General features: G+C 70.1%; 13 protein-coding genes. 4 read left to right on the top strand and 9 right to left on the bottom strand.

Translation table 11 applies throughout. The features are described from left to right. Positions 1–148: 148 nt before the first annotated feature. Positions 149–991, bottom strand: coding sequence for an isocitrate lyase/PEP mutase family protein (locus FHX80_RS14445; protein WP_244318261.1), 843 nt, complete (start codon positions 989–991; stop codon positions 149–151). A gap of 296 nt (positions 992–1,287) precedes the next feature. Between FHX80_RS14445 and FHX80_RS14440 the strand changes: the two genes are divergently transcribed. Further along, positions 1,288–2,154 (top strand): Cof-type HAD-IIB family hydrolase, encoded by an 867-nt coding sequence (locus tag FHX80_RS14440; RefSeq protein ID WP_145764571.1) that lies wholly within the window; start codon positions 1,288–1,290, stop codon positions 2,152–2,154. Between the two features lie 144 nt (positions 2,155–2,298). Here the strand turns inward: FHX80_RS14440 and FHX80_RS14435 are convergent, their stop codons facing one another. The 5 genes from FHX80_RS14435 to hisC all read right to left on the bottom strand — a co-directional run bounded on the left by FHX80_RS14435 (position 2,299) and on the right by hisC (position 11,726). Beyond that, positions 2,299–4,077 carry a GAF domain-containing sensor histidine kinase gene (locus tag FHX80_RS14435; RefSeq protein ID WP_244318260.1) on the bottom strand — a complete coding sequence of 593 codons (1,779 nt, stop codon included), beginning with the start codon at positions 4,075–4,077 and terminating at the stop codon, positions 2,299–2,301. Between the two features lie 153 nt (positions 4,078–4,230). After that, positions 4,231–7,764 carry a thiol reductant ABC exporter subunit CydD gene (cydD, locus tag FHX80_RS14425; protein ID WP_145764570.1) on the bottom strand — a complete coding sequence of 1,178 codons (3,534 nt, stop codon included), beginning with the start codon at positions 7,762–7,764 and terminating at the stop codon, positions 4,231–4,233. 46 nt (positions 7,765–7,810) lie between these two features. Then, positions 7,811–8,812, bottom strand: a complete 1,002-nt coding sequence (gene cydB, locus FHX80_RS14420) for a cytochrome d ubiquinol oxidase subunit II (protein WP_145764569.1) — start codon at positions 8,810–8,812, stop codon at positions 7,811–7,813. An 18-nt stretch (positions 8,813–8,830) separates the two neighbouring features. Next, on the bottom strand, positions 8,831–10,339 hold the full coding sequence (locus tag FHX80_RS14415) for a cytochrome ubiquinol oxidase subunit I (RefSeq protein WP_145764568.1): 1,509 nt from the start codon (positions 10,337–10,339) through the stop codon (positions 8,831–8,833). 307 nt (positions 10,340–10,646) lie between these two features. Further along, positions 10,647–11,726: a histidinol-phosphate transaminase gene (gene hisC, locus FHX80_RS14410; protein WP_145764567.1), complete on the bottom strand. Its 1,080-nt coding sequence runs from the start codon at positions 11,724–11,726 to the stop codon at positions 10,647–10,649. A 371-nt stretch (positions 11,727–12,097) separates the two neighbouring features. On the opposite strand from hisC, the gene FHX80_RS14405 reads away from it, so the two are divergent. The 3 genes from FHX80_RS14405 to FHX80_RS14395 all read left to right on the top strand — a co-directional run bounded on the left by FHX80_RS14405 (position 12,098) and on the right by FHX80_RS14395 (position 15,461). Further along, positions 12,098–13,210, top strand: a complete 1,113-nt coding sequence (locus FHX80_RS14405; protein ID WP_078617615.1) for a LacI family DNA-binding transcriptional regulator — start codon at positions 12,098–12,100, stop codon at positions 13,208–13,210. A gap of 173 nt (positions 13,211–13,383) precedes the next feature. Beyond that, positions 13,384–14,442, top strand: coding sequence for a metallophosphoesterase (locus FHX80_RS14400; protein ID WP_145764566.1), 1,059 nt, complete (start codon positions 13,384–13,386; stop codon positions 14,440–14,442). A 182-nt stretch (positions 14,443–14,624) separates the two neighbouring features. Next, entirely contained in the window at positions 14,625–15,461 is an 837-nt protein-coding gene (locus FHX80_RS14395; protein WP_145764565.1) for a hypothetical protein, read from the top strand. Between the two features lie 95 nt (positions 15,462–15,556). On the opposite strand, the gene FHX80_RS34715 is transcribed toward FHX80_RS14395, so the two are convergent. The 3 genes from FHX80_RS34715 to thiC form a co-directional block, all read right to left on the bottom strand. Further along, entirely contained in the window at positions 15,557–15,712 is a 156-nt protein-coding gene (locus FHX80_RS34715; protein WP_167523335.1) for a hypothetical protein, read from the bottom strand. A gap of 18 nt (positions 15,713–15,730) precedes the next feature. Next, entirely contained in the window at positions 15,731–17,422 is a 1,692-nt protein-coding gene (locus FHX80_RS14390; RefSeq protein ID WP_145764564.1) for a DUF885 domain-containing protein, read from the bottom strand. A 496-nt stretch (positions 17,423–17,918) separates the two neighbouring features. Then, a complete protein-coding gene (gene thiC / locus FHX80_RS14385; RefSeq protein WP_145764563.1) occupies positions 17,919–19,754 on the bottom strand; it encodes a phosphomethylpyrimidine synthase ThiC in 1,836 nt (611 codons plus the stop codon). Positions 19,755–19,803 lie beyond the last annotated feature (49 nt).

The raw sequence follows: 19,803 nt of genomic DNA, 5'->3' as shown, positions 1-19,803 counted from the left end.
GCAGCATGGAGCCGGAAGCGGAAATCAGGAGGGCTCGTGAAGTACTGGCTGATGGCCACCAGGGACAAGTCGGTTCCCTCCGGGGCAGCACACAGCCTGGAAGCGTGGGACCCCTCCTGGGAGTTGGGAGACCGGAGAGGTAAATGAGTCATCCATGCGTCATCCACTGGTTCACGTCTCCGTAGGGCGGGGCTTGCGCGACGAACCCGAAGGTCCCGTGGTCGAGCACCTCCCGGGCCGCCCGGACAAATCCGCCCAGCGCCGCCCGGGACAGGGTCGAACCGAGGCTGATCCGGCGCACGCCGCAGGCCGCGAGCGCGGCCACGTCCAGTGCCGGCTGCTGGCTGCCCGCAAGGGCGTTGACCGGCCGCCCGACCGAGGTGCAGACGGCGCGCACGGCGTCGGCCGACGGCAGTCCGGGCGCGTAGAGCACGTCGGCACCCGCTTCCTCGTAGGCCTGTAGCCGACGGATCGTGTCGTCGAGGTCGGGACGCCCGTAGAGGAAGTTCTCCGCGCGTGCGGTGACGGTGAACGGGAAGGGCAGTCCGCGCGCGGCCTCCACCGCCGCCGTCACCCGGTCCACCGCCTCCGCGAGTGGACGGACCGGGTCGCCGGGCAGTCCCGTCGCGTCCTCGATCGAGCCGCCCACCAGCCCCGCGTCCGCCGCCGCGCGAACGGTCCCGGCGACGCCCTCCGGGGTCTCGGCGAATCCGCTCTCCAGATCGGCGGAGACCGGCAGCGGCGTCGCGGTAACGATCTCGTGGGCGTTCGCGAGCACCGTTTCACGGTCCAGCAGATTGGCGCCGTCCGGCAGCCCGAGGGAAACGGCTAGACCGGCGCTGGTCGTCGCGAGCGCCGGGAAGCCGAGCCCGGCCAGAATCCGGGCGGTGCCCGCGTTCCACGGGTTGGGGATCACGAAGGGTTCGGGTCCGTCGTGCAGTTCCCGGAACGCGGCGCCCCTGGACCGCAACTCGCTCTCGGACAGTCGCACGGTCACTCTCCCCATCAACGGTCGCCCTCCCCATCAGGTACTCGGATCACCTCGACAGGATGTCCCACCGAGGCGCGGCACGCGCGCCGCCACCCACCGATGCAATCAGCACATCGGCCGGGCGGCGGGCCGGTCCGGGAAGCGGCTGTGCCGGACTCCGGCAGCCAATCCCTTGGTCGCGGCGCAGGCGAATCCCCCGGCATATGCCAGTGGAATCTTCCCCTGCTCAGGCGCGTACCCACTCAGATGTGCGCCCCTGCGCACGCCCGTGCACCCTGGTACGCGAGAATGGGGCGGTGACCTCAGCTACCGATTCCCCTCTTCCTGCCGTTCCCCGGCTGATCGCCACCGATCTGGACGGCACGCTCCTGCGCGACGACAAGACCGTCTCGGACCGTACGGTCGCGGCGCTCGCCGCCGCCGAGGAGGCCGGGATCGAGGTCTTCTTCGTCACCGGCCGCCCCGCCCGCTGGATGGATGTCGTCAGCGACCACGTCCACGGCCACGGGCTGGCGATCTGCGCGAACGGCGCCGCCGTCGCCGACCTGCACGATGGCGGCAGGCTGCTGAAGGTCCGCGCACTGGAGCGCGATACCGCCCTCGACGTCGTGCACACGCTGCGCGCGGCAGCCCCCGGCACCTCGTTCGCCGTCGAGCTGGCCACCGGTATCCACTACGAACCGGCCTACCCGCCCTTCCACCTCGATCCCGGCGCCACCGTGGCCGTCGCCGAGAAGCTGCTCCACGAGGAGGCGCCGGGCACCGGCGCCCCCGTGCTGAAGCTCCTCGCCCACCACGACGAGCTGGCCCCGGACGACTTCCTCGCCCTGGCCCGTACGACCGCGGGCGACCGCGCCTCCTTCACCCGGTCCAGCCCGACCGCCCTCCTGGAGGTCAGCGGACCGGGCGTCTCCAAGGCCAGCACGCTGGAGCTCTGTTGCGCCGAGCGCGGCATCTCCCCCGCCGAGGTCGTCGCGTTCGGCGACATGCCCAACGATGTGGAGATGCTGAGCTGGGCCGGCACCTCGTACGCGATGGGCAACGCCCACCCGGCAGCCCTGGCGGCGGCCACCGGCCGTACCATCACCAACAACGAGGACGGCGTCGCGCTCGTCATCGAGCGGATCATCGCCGAGCGGGCACTGTCCCGCACGGCGCCCTGAACCCACGCGCCCCACGCGACCGACGCATCTGCCGAAGCGCGAACCGTGCCTCGCACGGCGTGCCTCGCGCAAGGTGCCTCGCCCGGCATGACTCGCCCGGCATGACTCATGCGGCGTGCCTCACGCGGCGTGCCTCACGCGGCGTCAGAGGGGCGCCTGCCACACCACTGTCGTACCGCCGCCGGCCTCCCCGAGGCCGGGCCCGAACCAGCTGGCCCCGCCGAGCGACTCCGCCCGGCGGGCCAGGTTCCGGAGCCCGCTGCGCCTGCCGCCCCGCGGGATGCCCACACCGTCGTCGGCGACCGTGAGCCGTACCGCGTCCCGCCCGTCGGGAAGCGTGGCGGTCGCGTCCACGACCACGTCGATCCGGGACGCGTCGGCGTGCCGGAAGGCGTTGGACAGCGCCTCCCGCAGCGCCGCGATCAGGTTCTTGCCGGTCAGCTCGCCGACCAGGGAGTCGACCGGGCCGAGGAAGTGGTGTGCCGGTTTGAAGCCCAGCGGGACGGCCGCCATGTTGATCTCGCGCAGCACCCGGGTGCGCAGCCCGGACGGCGCCTCGGCCGGCTCCTGCTGCAACGCGAAGATGGCGGTACGGATCTCCTGGATGGTCACGTCGAGTTCGTCGACCGCCCGGCCGACGCCGGACTGCACCTCCGGCACGTCCGAGCGGCGCTGAGCGCTCTCCAGCATCATCCCGGTGGCGAACAGCCGCTGGATGACCAGGTCATGCAGCTCCCTGGCGATCCGGTCGCGGTCCTCGTAGACCGCGAGCCGTTCCCGGTCCCGCTGCGCCTCGGCCATCATCAGCGCCAGCGCGGCCTGCGAGGCGAACTGGGCGGCGAGGGTCCGCTCCGTCTCCGTGAACGGCCGGCCGCCCCGGGCGCGCGGGGTGACGAGCGCGCCGAGCACTCGGCCCCCGCTGCGCAGCGGAAGCAGCATGCTCGGCCCGAACCGGTCCGCCAGTCTGGTGACCATGCGGGGGTCGGTGGCCGAGTCGTCCACGAAGACGGCCTCGCCACCCAGCAGCATCCCCACCACCGGGCTCTGCGCCGGGATGATCACCCCGAGCGCCGAAGTCGGCTCCTCCGCGGACACGGCAACGATCTCCAGTCCGCCGTCCTCGGCGGGCAGCAGCACGATCCCGGCGGCGGAGGCGGCGAGGTGGCGGGCCTGCTCGGCGACGACCGCGAGCGCGTCGTCGGCGTCCCCGCCGGAGAGCAGGGCGGTGGTCACGGCCACCGAGCCGTCGATCCACCGCTCTCGCTGCCGGGCGGCCTCGTACAGCCGGGCGTTGCCGATGGCGATACCGGCCTCGGTGGCCAGCACCCGCACCATGTGCAGGTCGTAGTCGGTGAACTCGCCGCCGCCGTCCTTCTCGGCCAGATAGAGATTGCCGAAGACCTCGCCCTGGACCCGGATCGGTACGCCGAGGAAGGTCCGCATCGGGGGATGGCCCGGCGGGAATCCGGCGAACCTCGGATCGGCCGTCAGATCGGGGAGCCGCACGGGGCGGGGGTCGTGGATCAGGGCACCGAGCAGACCCCGGTGCCCGTCCGGCCGGTGGCCGATCTCGTTCGCCACCTGCTCCGGGACTCCATGGGTGACGAAGTCCGAGAGCCCTTCTCCCTCCTCGTCCACGACACCGATGGCCGCGTAGCGGGCGTGGGACAGTTCGGCCGCTGTCTCACAGATCCGGTCAAGGGTGGTGTGCAGTTCGAGCCCGGTGCCGACGGAACGCATGGCATCCAGCAGCTGCGGTACACGGGCGGTGAGTTCGGTGGACGGGCCCTGCAGGCTGCGGGTCGCCTCCGTCGCGGCTTCGAGCGAGTCCTCCGGGTGCCTTGAGTCCTTTGGGGGCCTTGGGGGCTTTGGGTACTTCGGGTGCTTCGGGTGCTTCGGGTGCTTCGGGCCCTGCTCTGACATACCCAGAGAGTAGTTAGTCCCTTTTGTTGCGGAAAGTCGAGAGCTGATCCGTGAGGACGGCCGGGGCCCGGTCCCTTGGAGGGGCCGGGGCCCGGTCCCTTGGAGGGGCCGGGGCCCGGTCCGTTAAAAGGGCCGGGACCCGGCCCGAACGCCTCAGGCCCGTGCGTTCACGACCTCGCCCGGCCCCCGTACGGTCTCCCGCTCGCGCTCCAGCATCCGGCGCAGCGGACCGTCCACCGCCACGAGAGCCGCGTAGCGGCCACGCTGCACCACCGCACCCGCCTCCAGGACCACCACCTCGTCGACCGCGTCCAGCCCTTCGAGCCGGTGAGTGATCAGCACCGTCGTACGCCCCCGGGTTGCCGCCAGCAGGTCCGCCGTGAGGGCGTCGGCAGTCGCCAGATCGAGGTGCTCGGCGGGCTCGTCCAGCACGAGCACCGGGAAGTCCGCGAGCAGCGCACGGGCCAGCGCGAGCCGCTGACGCTGGCCGCCGGAGAGGCGGGCGCCGTGTTCGCCGACGAGGGTGTCCAGACCCTCCGGCAGTGCCTCGGCCCAGTCGAGCAGCCGGGCCTGTGCGAGGGCGTCGCGCAGTTCCGCGTCGGTCGCCCCGGTACGGGCCAGCCGCAGGTTCTCCCGGATGGAACTGTCGAAGATGTGGGCGTCCTGGGCGCACAGCCCGACGAACCGCCGGACCGTGTCCCCGTCCAGTGCGGACGCCTCCACGCCGCCGATCCGGTACGTCCCCGCCCGGGCGTCCAGGAAGCGGAGCAGGACCTGGGCGAGCGTGGTCTTCCCGGAACCCGACGGTCCCACGACCGCGATGCGCCGGCCGGCCTCCAGCGTGAGGTCCACGGAGTCCAGGGCGTCGTGCCGTGCTCCCTCGTACCGGGCCGAGAGTCCCCGTACCTCCAGCGGGAAGGGCGACGCGGGCGCCTCGGCCGGAGTGGCGGGTTCGCGCACCGGCACCGGGGCGTCCAGCACCTCGTACACCCGCTCCGCGCTCCGCTTGACCCGCTGCCGGTACTGCACGGCGAGCGGCAGACCGGTCACGGCCTCGAAGGCGGCCAGCGGGGTGAGGACGACGACGGCGAGTTCCACGCCGGCCAGCCGCCCGTCTGCCAGCGCGGGAAGGGCCACGAGTGCGGTGGCGACGACGGTGAGGCCGCCGATCAGGGCGCTGAGTCCGCCGCCGAGCGCGGTGGCGGTCGCTGCCCGGGAGGCGATCCGGGTCAGGACGCCGTCGGCCTCCCGGGTCCTCGCAGAGCGGCCCGGGAGGGCGCCCGCGACGGTCAGTTCGGCGGTGCCGCCGAGCAGGTCGGTGATCCGGGTCGCCAGATCGGCGCGGGCGGGCGCCAGCCGCCGCTCGATGTGCCGGGCACAGGCGCCGCTGACGAGCGGTACCCCGATCCCGGCCAGCAGCAGTCCGGCGGCGAGCACGGCGCCCGCTTCCGGCAGCATCCAGCCCGCGAATCCGGCGGCAGCCGCTCCGACCAGGACCGCGGTCCCGGCGGGCAGCAGCCACCGCAGCCAGTAGTCCTGCAGGGCGTCCACATCGGCGACGAGCCGCGAGAGCAGGTCCCCCCGCCGGGTCCGGCGCAGGCCCGCGGGCGCGATGCGTTCCAGGCCCCGGTAGACGGCGACGCGCAGCTCGGCGAGCATCCTGAGCACCGCGTCGTGCGAGACGAGGCGTTCGGCGTAGCGGAAGACCGCCCGCCCGATGCCGAAGGCGCGGGTCGCCGTCACCGCGACCATCAGGTAGAGCACGGGGGGCTGTTCGGAGGCGCGGGAGATCAGCCAGCCGGAGACGGCCATGAGACCGACCGCCGAGCCCAGCGCCAGGCTGCCCAGCAGCAGTGCGAGCGCGAGCCGGCCGCGCTGTGCCCCGGCGGCCTCCCTGACCCGGGCCAGCACGTGCCCGGTCCGGGCCGCGGTGTCCCGCAGCACCTCGGGCTCCAGCTCCGCCTCGATGCCGGTGAGGTCATCGGGTGCGCTCGCCGGGCTCGGCACCACGGCGGACACCGCGGGCTCCGCCGCATCGGCCGGTTCGGTCGTCACGCCCGGCTCCAGCCTGACCACCCGGTCGGCGACGGACAGGAGCGCCGGCCGGTGCACCACCAGCAGCACGGTCCGGCCCGCCGCCAGCCTGCGTACCGCCTCGACGATGCCCGCTTCCGTCTCGCCGTCCAGGCTCGCGGTCGGCTCGTCGAGCAGCAGCACCGGCCGGTCGGCGAGAAACGCGCGGGCGAGCGCGAGGCGCTGCCGCTGCCCGGCGGAGAGGCCCGCACCGTCCTCCCCGAGGCGAGTGCCGACGCCGTCCGGCAGGTCCGTCACGAAGTCGTACGCCCCGGCGTCGCGCAGCGCGGCCGTCACCGCACTGTCGTCCGCCTCCGGCCGGGCCAGCCGAACGTTCTCCGCGATCGTGCCGGCGAAGAGATGCGGGCGCTGCGGAACCCAGGCGATCCGCTCGCGCCAGCGCTCGGGGGCAAGGGCCGCCAGATCGGTGCCGCCGACCCGCACCCGGCCCTCGTCGGGTGCCGCGAATCCCAGCACCACGTTCAGCAGGGTGGACTTGCCCACACCGCTCGGGCCGACCAGGGCGACGGTCTCACCCTCGTCCACCACCAGCGAGGCCGCGGCGAGCGAGAGCTCGGTGCGCCCGGCGTGCCGGACGGTCACGCCTTCCAGCTCCAGCCGCAGCGACTGCGGGACCTCCTGCGTACCGCCCGCACGCGGTTCGGTCTCCAGGACCGCGAAGATCTCCTCCGCGGCGGCGAGGCCCTCGGCGGCGGCGTGGTACTGCGCCCCGACCTGCCGGATCGGCAGATACGCCTCCGGCGCGAGGATCAGCACCACCAGGCCGGTGTAGAGGTCGAGTTCACCGTGGACGAGCCGCATGCCGATGGTGACGGCGACGAGTGCCACCGAGAGCGTCGCCAGCAGCTCCAGGGCGAAGGACGACAGAAAGGCGATCCGCAGAGTGCGCATGGTCGCCAGCCGGTACTGCGAGGTGATGGTGCGGATGGACTCGGCCTGGGCCTTGGCCCGGCCGAAGACCTTCAGCGTCGGCAGTCCGGCGACCACGTCGAGGAAGTGCCCGGAGAGCCGCGAGAGCAGCCGCCACTGACGGTCCATCCGCGACTGCGTCGCCCAGCCGATCAGAATCATGAAGAGCGGGATGAGCGGCAGGGTGACGACGATGATCGCCGCCGAGACCCAGTCCTCCGTGACCACCCTGGCGAGAACCGCCACCGGAACCACCACCGCGAGCCCGAGCTGCGGCAGGTAGCGCGCGAAGTAGTCGTCGAGCGCGTCGATCCCCCGGGTGGCGAGCGTCACCAGCGAGCCGGTGCGCTGCCCGCTCAGCCAGTCCGGTCCCAGCGCAGCCGCCCGGTCGAGGAGCCGTCCGCGCAGTTCCGACTTGACGGCCGCACCGGCCCGGTAGGCGGCCAGCTCGGTGAGCCAGGCGACCAGGGCCCGGCCGAGTGCGACCGCCGCGAGAAGGATGAGCGGGGTGCGCAGTCCCGACCCGGTGAGCCCGTCCTCGAAACCGCCCACCACCACTTCGGCGACGAGCATGGCCTGGGCGATGACCAGCGCCGCCCCGGCCAGTCCGAGTACCACCACAGCGACCAGGAAGAAGCGGGTGGCACGGGCGTGGCGGAGCAGGCGCGGGTCGATCGGTTTCACGTGAAACACCCCAGGGGGCTCGGCTCGGTCAAGGCAGTCACTGTGTTCAGTGCGCGTCGGCGATGTGGTGCGTACCGATCCGCTTGCGGAACACCCAGTAGGTCCAGCCCTGGTACAGCAGCACCACGGGGGTGGCGATCCCAGCACACCAGGTCATGATCTTCAGCGTGTACGGGGTGGACGAGGCATTGGTGACCGTGAGGTTCCAGGCATCGTTCAGCGAGGACGGCATGACGTTCGGGAAGAGCGTCAGGAACAACATCGCGACCGCGGCGGTGATGGTCACGCCGGAGAGAGCGAAGGACCAGCCCTCGCGCCCTGCCGCGACAGCGCCGATCGCCCCGACCAGGGACACCACGGCGATGATCATCGCGATCAGGCTCCAGACGTCGCCGTTGTCGGCCTGGGTCCAGATCAGGAACCCCAGCGCCAGCGCCGCGGTGACCACGCCCAGCTTCAGGGCCAGCCTGCGCGCCCTGACCCGGATGTCCCCGACCGTCTTGAGCCCCGCGAACACCGTCCCGTGGAAGGTGAAGAGGGAGAGCGTGACCAGTCCGCCGAGGATCGAGTACGGGTTGAGGAGGTCCCAGAAGTTGCCCACGTACTCCATGTCCGCGTTGATCTTCACGCCGCGCACGATGTTCCCGAAGGCCACACCCCAGAGCAGGGCCGGGATCAGCGAGGTCCAGAAGATCGCGTGTTCCCAGTTGGTCTGCCACTTGTCCTCGGGCCGCTTGGCCCGGTACTCGAAGGCGACACCGCGCACGATCAGGCAGAGCAGGATGATCAGCAGCGGCAGGTAGAAGCCGGAGAACAACGTGGCGTACCACTCGGGGAAGGCAGCGAAGGTCGCTCCGCCGGCGCTGAGCAGCCAGACCTCATTGCCGTCCCAGACGGGCCCGATCGTATTGATCAGGACCCGTCGTTCCTTGCGGTCGCGGGCCAGCAGCTTGGTGAGGACACCGATCCCGAAGTCGAATCCCTCCAGGAAGAAGTAGCCGGTCCAGAGGACGGCGATGAGCACGAACCAGACGTCGTGGAGTTCCATCTCTCGGCTCCTGTGGTCTCAGTAGGAGAAGGCCATGGGCCGGTCGGCGTCGTCATGGTCGCCGCCGATCCTGGTGGGCGGGTTGAGGTCGTCGTCCGTGAGCTCCGGGGGCCCGGCCTTGATGTACTTCACGAGCAGCTTGACCTCGATCACGGCGAGCACCGCGTAGAGCAGTGTGAAGAGGATCATCGAGGTGAGCACCTCGCCCTGCGAGACGCCGGGGGAGACCGCGTCGCGGGTCTGGAGTACGCCGTAGACGACCCAGGGCTGGCGGCCCATCTCGGTGAAGATCCAGCCCCAGGAGTTGGCGATCAGCGGGAAGAGCAGGGTCCACAGGGCGACGATCCAGTAGCACCTGGCGAGCTTCGGGCTCAGCGCCTTGTTCCTGAACAGAACCAGGTGCGGCACCTCGTCCTCACTGGTCCGCATCCCCGGTGGCAGCAGGAACTTCTTCCGGGTCAGCCACAGTCCGAGGATCCCGAGGGCGAAGGACGCCATTCCGAAGCCGATCATCCACCGGAAGCTCCAGAAGGCGACGGGGATGTTCGGCCGGTAGTCGCCGGGCCCGTACTTCTCCTGCTCGGCCTTGTTGATGTCGTTGATGCCGGGGACGTACGAGTTGAAGTTGCCGTCGGCGAGGAAGGACAGCACTCCGGGGACCGAGATCTCCACGGAGTTGCGTCCCTTGCTGACATCCCCGTACGCGAAGATCGAGAAGGGTGCGGAGTTCTGCCCGTCCCACAGCGCTTCGGCCGCGGCCATCTTCATCGGCTGCTGCTTGAACATCACCTTGCCGAGCTGGTCACCGCTGATGGCGGTCAGCAGACCGGCGGCCACCACGGTGACGAGTCCCAGCCGCAGCGAGGTCCGCATCACCGGGATGTGCTTCTTGCGGGCCAGGTGGAAGGCCGCGATGCCGACCATGAACGCGCCGCCGACCAGGAAAGCCGCCGTGATGGTGTGGAAGAACTGGGCGAGCGCGGTGTTCTGGGTGAGCACATGCCAGAAGTCGGTGAGCTCAGCGCGTCCGCGTTCCTTGTTGATGCGGTAGCCGACGGGGTGCTGCATCCAGGAGTTGGCCGCCAGGATGAAGTACGCGGAGAGGATGGTGCCGAGCGAGACCATCCAGATGCAGGCGAGGTGGATCTTCTTCGGCAGCTTGTCCCAGCCGAAGATCCAGAGGCCGATGAAGGTGGACTCGAAGAAGAACGCGATCAACGCTTCGAACGCGAGCGGGGCACCGAAGATGTCTCCGACGAACCGCGAGTAGTCCGACCAGTTCATGCCGAACTGGAACTCCTGGACGATGCCGGTGACGACGCCCATGGCGATGTTGATCAGAAAAAGCTTTCCCCAGAACTTGGTGGCCCTGAGGTACTTCTCATTGTTCGTCCGCACCCAGGCGGTCTGCAGGCCGGCGGTGAGCGCGGCGAGCGAGATCGTCAGGGGAACGAAAAGGAAGTGGTAGACGGTGGTCGTTCCGAACTGCCATCGCGCCAGGGTCTCCGGCGCCAGAGCTAGCTCCACGTCGTCTTCTCCTTACGTCGCCGTCGTCGCACCGGCAGTTTGTCCCTTGAATCCGACTGATCATGGGAGAAAGCAGGCACGCTTGTGAACGCGTTCACATTCACAAGCAATTATGACGCACAGAGAAATCGAACTATCGGCCGGGGTACCCCCTGGGGACGTACTGACCATTCCCCCCGAAGCAGACACCGCTCCGCCACCGGGACGAGGCACGCAGAAGGCCCTGTACCTGACGAACGAGGTACAGGGCCTGCCTTCGTACGGATGCGTGCGGCCACGGCCGCCCGGCGCGTCCGGCGGCGGTCCGCTACAGCTCCTTGTGGTACGACTCCGTCACCTTCAGGAACAGGTCGTTAGCCTCGTCCTCGCCGATCGTGACCCGCACACCCTCGCCCGCGAACGGCCGGACCACCACACCGGCCTTCTCGCAGACCGCGGCGAAGTCGGCGGTACGGTCCCCCAGCCGCAGCCAGACGAAGTTCGCCTGGGACTCCGGCACCGTCCACCCCTGCCGTACCAGCGTCTCGTACACCCGCTGACGCTCGCACACCAAGGAGCCCACACGGCCCAGGAGTTCGTCCTCGGCGCGCAGCGACGCCACCGCCGCGTCCTGGGCGAGCTGGCTGACACCGAAGGGCACCGCGGTCTTGCGCAGCGCTGCCGCCACCGGCTCGTGCGCCACGGCGAAGCCGACCCGCAGCCCGGCCAGACCGTAGGCCTTGGAGAACGTCCGCAGCACCGCCACATTGGGCCGGTCCCGGTAGATCTCGATGCCGTCCGGCACGTCGGCGTCGCGGATGAACTCCTTGTACGCCTCGTCCAGCACCACCAGGACATCGCCCGGCACCCGGTCCAGGCACCGCTCCAGCTCGGCCCTGCGCACCACGGTGCCGGTCGGGTTGTTCGGATTGCAGACGAAGATCATCCGGGTCCGGTCGGTGATCGCGTCCGCCATCGCGTCCAGGTCGTGCACCTCACCGTCGGTCAGCGGCACCTTCACCGACGTCGCACCGCTGACCTGCGTGATGATCGGGTACGCCTCGAAGGAGCGCCAGGCGTAGATGACCTCGTCGCCCGGGCCCGAGGTGGCCTGCAGCAGCTGCTGCGCCACCCCGACCGAGCCGGTGCCGGTGGCGAGGTGCGAGACCGGCACACCGAAACGCTCGGACAGCTCGTTCATCAGACCGGTGCAGGCCATGTCCGGGTAGCGGTTGAAGTTCGCGACCGCGGCCATCGCGGACTCCATCACCCCCGGCAGCGGCGGATACGGATTCTCGTTGGAGGACAGCTTGAACGCGACCGGTCCGTGCGCCGCGGCCGGCTTGCCCGGCACATAGGCGGGAACGCCGTCCAGCTCGGCGCGCAACTTGGGGCTCGTCTGGCTCACCGCAGGTCCTCCTCGACCGTCTGTACACATCAATACTGCTCACCATATGAGGATTGAGCACCGCTGCGAACGGCAGGACCGGGGATTCGTCCGGTGGGCCCCGGAATGAGGGGGAGCGCTCCTCTCGCCGACGCGCGCCGGTGGCTCACTCCGTGGCGCGCGTCCCTCGAAGAGGTGAGTTGAGACCTCTTCGAGACATCACCCCTCTGGCAGGCCTATCCGGTACGACACCCGACTCATGATGGTTGAGCCAGGCAAAGCCCTTGATTCACAAGGTGATTGCCCCCTGATGATCATGCAGAAACGTGCCTGTCAACGCGTGAATATGCGATCGGACCAACTGGCCGCGCGAGCCCTACTATCGGCTCGCCATGACAGCAGCAGGAAAGCACCAGGTGAGCCGGACGGAGACCCCCCGGCGCGGCGGCAGGCGAGGACGAGCAGGAATCCGGGATGTGGCCGCCGCCGCCGGAGTCTCCATCACGACCGTCTCCGACGCGCTCAACGGCAAGGGCAGGCTCCCGGACGCCACCCGTCGCCATGTCCGCGAGGTCGCTGAGCGCCTGGGCTACCGCCCTTCCGCCGCGGCCCGAACCCTCCGCACCGGCAAGTCGGGCCTGATCGGCCTGACCGTGACGACCTACGGGGACGAACCCTTCACCTTCACCGAGTTCGCGTACTTCGCCGAGATGGCCAGAGCGGCCACCTCCGCCGCGCTGGCCCGCGGCTACGCCCTCGTCATCCTGCCCGCCACCTCACGCCACGACGTCTGGTCGAACGTCGCCCTCGACGGCACCGTCGTCATCGACCCCTCCGACCAGGACCCGGTCGTCACCGAACTCGTCCGCCAGGGGCTGCCCGTCGTCTCCGACGGCAGGCCGGCCGGGACCCTCCCGGTCACCGCCTGGGTCGACAACGACCACCGGGCCGCCGTGCTCGACCTCCTCGACCACCTCGCCGCCGCCGGAGCCCGCCGTATCGGGCTGCTCACCGGCACCACCACCGACACGTACACCCGGCTGTCCACCACCGCGTACCTCCACTGGTGCGAGCGGGTGGGCCAGGACCCGGTGTACGAGTCCTACCCCGCCCACGACCCGTGCGCGGGCGCGGTGGCGGCCGACCGACTACTGGCCCGCCCGGACCGCCCCGACGCCGTCTACGGACTCTTCGACCCCAACGGCACCGATCTGCTCGCAGCGGCCCGCCGGTACGGTCTGCGCGTCCCGGAGGACCTGCTTCTGGTCTGCTGCAGCGAATCCACCGTCTACGCGACGACCGAGCCGCCCATCACCACGCTCTCGCTCAAACCGCGCCGGATCGGCACAGCGGTCGTACAACTGCTCATCGACGCCATCGAAGGAGTCGACCAGGACGGCCCGGTGGAGCAGGTGATACCGACGGAACTCATCGTCCGGACCTCCTCGCAACGCCGTCCGCCCCGCACCACGGTCAGCGCGCCGCGCTCTCCGGCGGGGGATTGATCAGACCAATTGGGATTAATCGGCCGGTGAACCCGGCGCGCGTTCGGATTCACCACCCCTGGTGCATCACAGAGCACGATTCGCATTCCTATGATGGGCGAACGACACCGCGGACCACCCCGACCAGCAGGGCCCGTACGGTGTACGGCGGCGCGACGGTGGTGGAGGGGTCGATGACACAGGGGGCCGGTCAGGAACCAGCGGTGCGGACGGCGACGTTGCGCGACTTCCGCGTACCGCCCTATGCGCAGTCCCCGGCGCCGCCTGCGGCCCCGCACCCGGGAAACGCGTTCCCGGAGGGTGAGCCGCCGGAGGGGTACACACCCACCGAGCGCGACCTTCCGGTGATCAGCCTCGACGACACCGCCCAGGTGCGGGCCGTGCCGGAACCGCGGCCCGCCCAGGACCCGGGACTCGGACCGCTGTACGTGGTCGGCGACGTCCACGGCTATCTGGACGAGCTCCACGCCGCACTCGCGGAACAGGGCCTGATCGACGGCGAGGGCAACTGGTCCGCGGGCAACGCGCGGCTCTGGTTCCTCGGCGACTTCACCGACCGGGGCCCCGACGGGATCGGCGTCATCGACCTCGTGATGCGGCTGTCCGCCGAGGCCGCGGCCGCGGGTGGCTACTGCAAGGCCCTGATGGGCAACCACGAACTGCTGCTCATCGGCGCCAAGCGGTTCAGCGACACCCCGGTGAACTCGGGCGCCGGCACCGCCACCTTCCAGGCCGCCTGGCTGCTCAACGGCGGCCAGAAGACGGATATGGAACGGCTCCAGGACGTCCACCTCCAGTGGATGTCCCGGCTCGACGCGGTCGTCGAGGAGGACGGGCATCTGCTGATGCACTCGGACACGACGGCGTACCTCGACTACGGCACCACCATCGAGGACGTCAACGAAACGGTGCACGCCATCCTGACGCGGAACGACGCCGATGAGTGCTGGGACCTCTTCCGCAAGCTCACCAAGCGGTTCGCCTTCCGTGACGAGGCAGGCCCGCAGGCTGTCCAGGAGCTGATGGCGGCCTACGGCGGCCGACGCGTCGTCCATGGTCACAGCCCCATTCCGTACCTGCTCGGCGAGGTCGGCTCCGAGGACGGCGAGGACAACGCCGGCCCGCTGGTGGACGGCCCCCATGTGTACGCGGACGGGCTCGCCATCGCCATGGACGGCGGAGTGACCATGGCCGGAAAGCTACTGGTCGTCCAGCTGCCGCTGCATGACTGACGGTCTTCGGGGAAGACGCATCCACGACGTGACCGTGCCGACCACTGGGCCTATTTTCGGAAACCCCCTGTCACCCTGTGCCGTGGGCGCTCTACCATCGGCGTATCAGTAGCAGGCTCTCCTCCGTTTCCGCCCAACTGCCCGGTCCGATCGGGCATACCGGCCTTACGGAGCATCGGGGGATGCACATGAACAGCGCTCCGCACCTGCTGACCGAGGACCGCCCCGAATACGAGCGGATCCTCGATGACGCGCTGCGTCACGCCCATGAACGACCGGATCTGGCCACAGTCGGCGAACGGCTCAACCCAGTGCAGCTGCGCACCATGGCCATGGCTGCCACCGCCCTGATCACCGCCACGGCCGCCACCGAGTACGAGCACTATGTGAAGGCCCGCGAGGAACTGCGCGCCACGGCCGCCACCCAGGACCAGGACACCGACCGGGAGACGGCCTGGGGAACCGCCGCCGACGATCCCGGCCGGCCGGGCGCCGGCATAGGAGCCGTCGTCACCGTCCTGGCCCCCATGCTGGCGGGCACTGCCGCGGTGATCTTCCTGCTGGTCGGCTACATCCTGAAGATGCTCAGCCCGCCGCCGCCCTTCGCGGGGACCATGGTCGGCGTGGGCTGGTTCTTCGCCGCGGTCACCGCGGCCGCCATCCTGATCGCCGCCATCGGTCTTCTCATCGCCGCCCTGCGCAACGGCTCCACGTCCATGTCCGCCGAGGACCCCGGCGAGGAACTGCCGGAGGACGTGGCGCGTGCCAGGGAGGCCTGGCGACACGCACTGCTGGAACGGGGCATCCTGCCGTTCCTGCGGGACGCGCTCGCCGACCCCGACACCGCGCCCGCCGCCCGCACCCCGTACCGCTCGGCCAACCGCATCCCGAAGATCGGCTACAGCAGACCGGACTTCTCCAGCCCGGACGACGGCCCGGCGGCCGCGCCCCGGCCGACCTTCACCAGCCCGGACTTCACCAGCCCCGATTTCGGCGGGCCGGAACACGAACTGGACTGACCGGGCCGGAGCACCCGTCACCCGGATCTCCGGGAGCGCGGAAGTGCGTCGTACCGGCCGGTGTGAGCCCAGCGGCCGGTACGACGCGCCGTGCGTCAGTCCGCAATCGGCAGATAGACACGGTTGCCCGCGGCCGCGCGCTCCTTGGACTTCGCCGCCATGCCTGCCTCGATCCACGACTGCGAACCGCCGTGCTCACGCCGGATGTCGTGCGAGATCTTCATCGAGCAGTACTTCAACAGAACCAGCACGGCGGGACGTCTCCGGCTCTACAGCGCCGCGAGGTTGCCGACCAGGTCGTCGAGCCCGAGCGAACCTTGGGAGAGTGCCTTCATGTGCCACGCCTTGAGGTCGAAGGCGGCACCATGGCGGCGCTTCGCGGCCGCGCGGCCCTGGAGCCAGGCGCGTTCGCCGAGCTTGTAGCCGATGGCCTGGCCGGGCCAGCCGAGGTAGCGGTCGATTTCTCCGTTGCGGCGGGCAGCCGGGCTGCCGTTGTAGGCGGCCATGAACTCCGTGGCGAGCTCCGGGGTCCAGCGCTCGCCGGGGTGGAAGCCCGAGTCGGCTGGGATGGCGAGTTCGAGGTGCATACCGATGTCGACGATCACCCGGATGGTGCGCAGCATCTGCCCGTCCAGGAAGCCGATGCGGCGCGCGGGTTCGGAGAAGAAGCCCAGGTCGTCCATGAAACGCTCGGCATACAGGGCCCAGCCCTCGATGTTGGCGCTGACCATGCCCTCAGTGACCTGGTAGCGGCTGAGCCGGTCGGCGACCGCGACCCATTGGGCGAGCTGGAGATGATGGCCGGGGACGCCCTCGTGGTACCAGATGCTGACGAGCTGCCAGGTCGGAAAGGTGTTTTGCCCGAGAGTGGGCAGGTAGGTGCGTCCGGGGCGGCTGAAGTCGAGGCTCGGGCCCTGGTAGTAGGGCCCGGAGGCGCTGCCCGCGGGCGCAATCCGGGACTCGACCTTGCGGATCGGGCCGGAGAGGTCGAAGTGGCTGCCGTCGAGGGCGCTGATCGCCTCGTCCATCAGCTGCTGCAACCAGTCGCGGACGGCTTCCTCGCCCTTGACCGCGTGACCGTGCTCGTCCAGGTGGTGCATGGCCTCAAGGAGGGTGGAGCCGGGCAGGACGCGCTCGGCTTCGACGCGCATCTCGGCAAGCGTCCGGTGGAACTCGTCCCAGGCCCAGGCGTAGGCCTCGTCCAGATCGAGCTCGGCACCGGTGTTGTAGCGGGCGGCGTGCAGGTAGCGCTCTCGGCCGACGGCGTCCGGGGTGTCCGCCGTGGCGGGGACGTAGGTGTCGCGCAGCCAGTCGCGGAACTCGGAGACGGCGGTAGTGGCCTGGCGGGCGGCGGCGTCCAGCTCGGGGCGCAGCCGGTCGGTGCCGTCCGCAACGAAGTCGGCGAACCAGCCCGCAGCGCTGCCGGCGTGCTGTCCGGCGGCCTCCCCGGTCCAGTCGGTGAGCTGGCCGATCACCCCGGCGGCCTGCCGGGGAGCAGCGAGGTGGCCGCGGGAGATCCCCTCGGTAAGAGTGGCCCGGTAACCGTCCAGCGCGCCGGGGAGGTTGCGCAGCCGTCCGGCCACCGCGGCCCAGTCCTCGTCGGTGGTGGTGGGCATGAGGGTGAAGATCGTCCGCACCTGGTCGACGTGCGCGCCCACGGTACGCAGCTGTCGGAAGTTCTCGCCGGTGTCGTGCATCGCGAGCTCAGCGGTGAGGCGTTCCCGCAGCAGCCGGGCGCAGGCCTGTTCAGCGCGGTCGTCCGATGCGGGGGCGGCTTCGAGTGCGGCGAGACTGCGGCGGGCCAACTCGGCGTGAGCCTCGAAGCCATCCGGCGAGAGGTCCGGTTGCCGGTCATCGCCCCGGTTCAGGCCCAGCCATGCGGAGGTCATCGGGTCGTGTGCGGCCACCTGGTCGAGGTGGCTGTCGGCAATGCCGCGCGGGGTGATCGATTCCTTTGCCATATATACATCCTGACGTACCGTCTGCTCGCCCCTCATGACGATCGGACCCTCGGATCCGAAGTCGTTTCCGCTCCCTGCGCGGAGATACCGGCACGGTCTGTTCCCGGCAATGGGCGGCCGACGCCCACGGCACCAAGCAGGAGCGCGACTCGCTCGGCTTCCGCATCGCCGACAAGCTCATCGAGCGGACCGCAGGCCGCTCCTTCAAGGAAACGGTCACGGAGCGCGTCATTGAGGCGCCGCACCTGAACCGGACCTCGGTCCCGAGGACGGCCCGGAGGGGGCCGAGTACCACAGGACGGCGTGCTTCGGCGCCGTTCCGAGCCCACCGAACAGACCTGGGCGCCCGGGTACTTGGACAACCACAGCCTGGAACCCGGAGGCAACTAGCCAGGCGGAGTCGAGCGGCTCCGGCAGGAAGTCGGCCCGGCACGTCGAAGCGCTGTTCCGGATGGCTCTTTCCGCCCACCCGGAACAGCGCTTGTGCGTGCGGGTGTCAGTCCACCAGCGGGAGGTACACCCGGTTGCCCCGGGCGGCGAACTCCTCGGACTTCTCCGCCATGCCGGCCAACGCCTCCGCGTCGAACTCGGTGTCGACGGCCGTGGACCCGGCGCCGTGCTCATCGCGGATCTTCTGGGAGATCTTCATCGAGCAGAACTTCGGGCCGCACATCGAGCAGAAGTGCGCCGTCTTCGCCGGCTCCGCCGGCAGCGTCTCGTCGTGGAACTCCCGTGCCGTGTCCGGATCGAGCGCCAGATTGAACTGGTCCTCCCACCGGAACTCGAACCGGGCGTCCGACAGCGCGTCGTCCCACTCCTGCGCCCCCGGGTGCCCCTTGGCGAGGTCCGCCGCATGGGCGGCGATCTTGTACGTGATGACCCCGGTCTTCACATCGTCCCGGTTGGGCAGGCCGAGGTGCTCCTTGGGCGTCACGTAACAGAGCATCGCCGTCCCCCACCAGGCGATCATCGCGGCGCCGATGCCCGAGGTGATGTGGTCGTACGCCGGCGCGATGTCGGTGGTCAGCGGGCCGAGCGTGTAGAACGGCGCCTCCTCGCAGATCGCCTGCTGGAGGTCGATGTTCTCCTTGATCTTGTGCATCGGCACGTGCCCCGGGCCCTCGATCATCGTCTGGACCCCGAACCGCTTGGCGACCGAGTTCAGTTCGCCGAGCGTACGCAGTTCAGCGAACTGCGCCTCGTCGTTGGCGTCCGCGATCGAGCCGGGGCGCAGCCCGTCGCCCAGTGAGTACGTCACGTCGTACGCGGCGAGGATCTCGCAGAGCTCCTCGAAGTGCTCGTAGAGGAACGACTCCTTGTGGTGTGCCAGGCACCAGGCGGCCATGATCGAGCCGCCCCGGGAGACGATGCCGGTCTTGCGACGGGCTGTCAGCGGCACATAAGGCAGGCGCACGCCGGCGTGCACCGTCATGTAGTCGACACCCTGCTCGGCCTGCTCGATCACGGTGTCCTGGTAGATCTCCCAGGACAGTTCCTCCGCCCTGCCGTCGACCTTTTCGAGGGCCTGGTAGAGGGGAACGGTGCCGATCGGCACCGGGGAGTTCCGCAGAACCCACTCACGGGTGGTGTGAATGTTGCGTCCGGTGGAAAGGTCCATGACCGTGTCGGCGCCCCACTTGGTCGCCCAGGTCATCTTGTCCACCTCCTCCTCGATGGAGGACGTGACCGCGGAGTTGCCGATGTTCGCGTTCACCTTCACCAGGAACCGATTGCCGATGATCATCGGCTCGATCTCCGGGTGGTTGACGTTGGCCGGCAGCACGGCCCGGCCCGCGGCGATCTCCTCGCGCACCACCTCGGGCGCGACGTTCTCCCGGATCGCCACGTACTCCATCTCGGGGGTGATCTCGCCCCGGCGTGCGTACGCGAGCTGGGTCACCGGGCGCCCGTCCCGGCTGCGCCGCGGCCGGCGCGGACGGCCGGGGAAGACCGCGTCAAGATTGCGCAGTCCTTCCCCACCCTCTCCGCTTCGCTCGGGCAGGGGAGACCTGCGCGGCGAGGTGTGCTTGAGCCCGTCGTCCTCGGGCCGCGCGGCGCGGCCGGTGTACTCCTCGGTATCGCCCCGGCCGGTGATCCAGCTCTCCCGCAGAGGTGCGAGTCCGCGGCGGACATCGGTGTCGATGGCGGGATCGGTGTACGGCCCCGACGTGTCGTACAGCGTCACGTCCTTGCCGTTGGTGAGGTGCACCTGACGGACCGGCACCCGGAGGTCCGGGCGCGAACCCTGGACGTATCCCTTGTGCCAGCCGATGGACTTCCCGGCCTCGTCGTTCTGATTGGAGGCAGGCGTGCGTGCGTCCGCTGTGGTCATGAGACCTACTCCCTACGCCGGCATTACCCGGTAACAGGTTCGGCGGTCG

Origin of the sequence: Streptomyces brevispora, assembly GCF_007829885.1 — a bacterium.
Classification (GTDB): domain Bacteria; phylum Actinomycetota; class Actinomycetes; order Streptomycetales; family Streptomycetaceae; genus Streptomyces; species Streptomyces brevispora.
This window is presented reverse-complemented; position numbering and strand designations above follow the sequence as displayed.

Bases quoted from the DNA above. Each gene is read 5' to 3' on its own strand.
- FHX80_RS14435 (WP_244318260.1), bottom strand. From the start codon at position 4,077: ATGTCAGAGCAGGGCCCGAAGCACCCGAAGCACCCGAAGCACCCGAAG.
- cydB (WP_145764569.1), bottom strand. From the start codon at position 8,812: ATGGAACTCCACGACGTCTGGTTCGTGCTCATCGCCGTCCTCTGGACC.
- FHX80_RS14405 (WP_078617615.1), top strand. From the start codon at position 12,098: ATGACAGCAGCAGGAAAGCACCAGGTGAGCCGGACGGAGACCCCCCGG.
- FHX80_RS14400 (WP_145764566.1), top strand. From the start codon at position 13,384: ATGACACAGGGGGCCGGTCAGGAACCAGCGGTGCGGACGGCGACGTTG.
- FHX80_RS14395 (WP_145764565.1), top strand. From the start codon at position 14,625: ATGCACATGAACAGCGCTCCGCACCTGCTGACCGAGGACCGCCCCGAA.
- FHX80_RS14390 (WP_145764564.1), bottom strand. From the start codon at position 17,422: ATGGCAAAGGAATCGATCACCCCGCGCGGCATTGCCGACAGCCACCTC.
- thiC (WP_145764563.1), bottom strand. From the start codon at position 19,754: ATGACCACAGCGGACGCACGCACGCCTGCCTCCAATCAGAACGACGAG.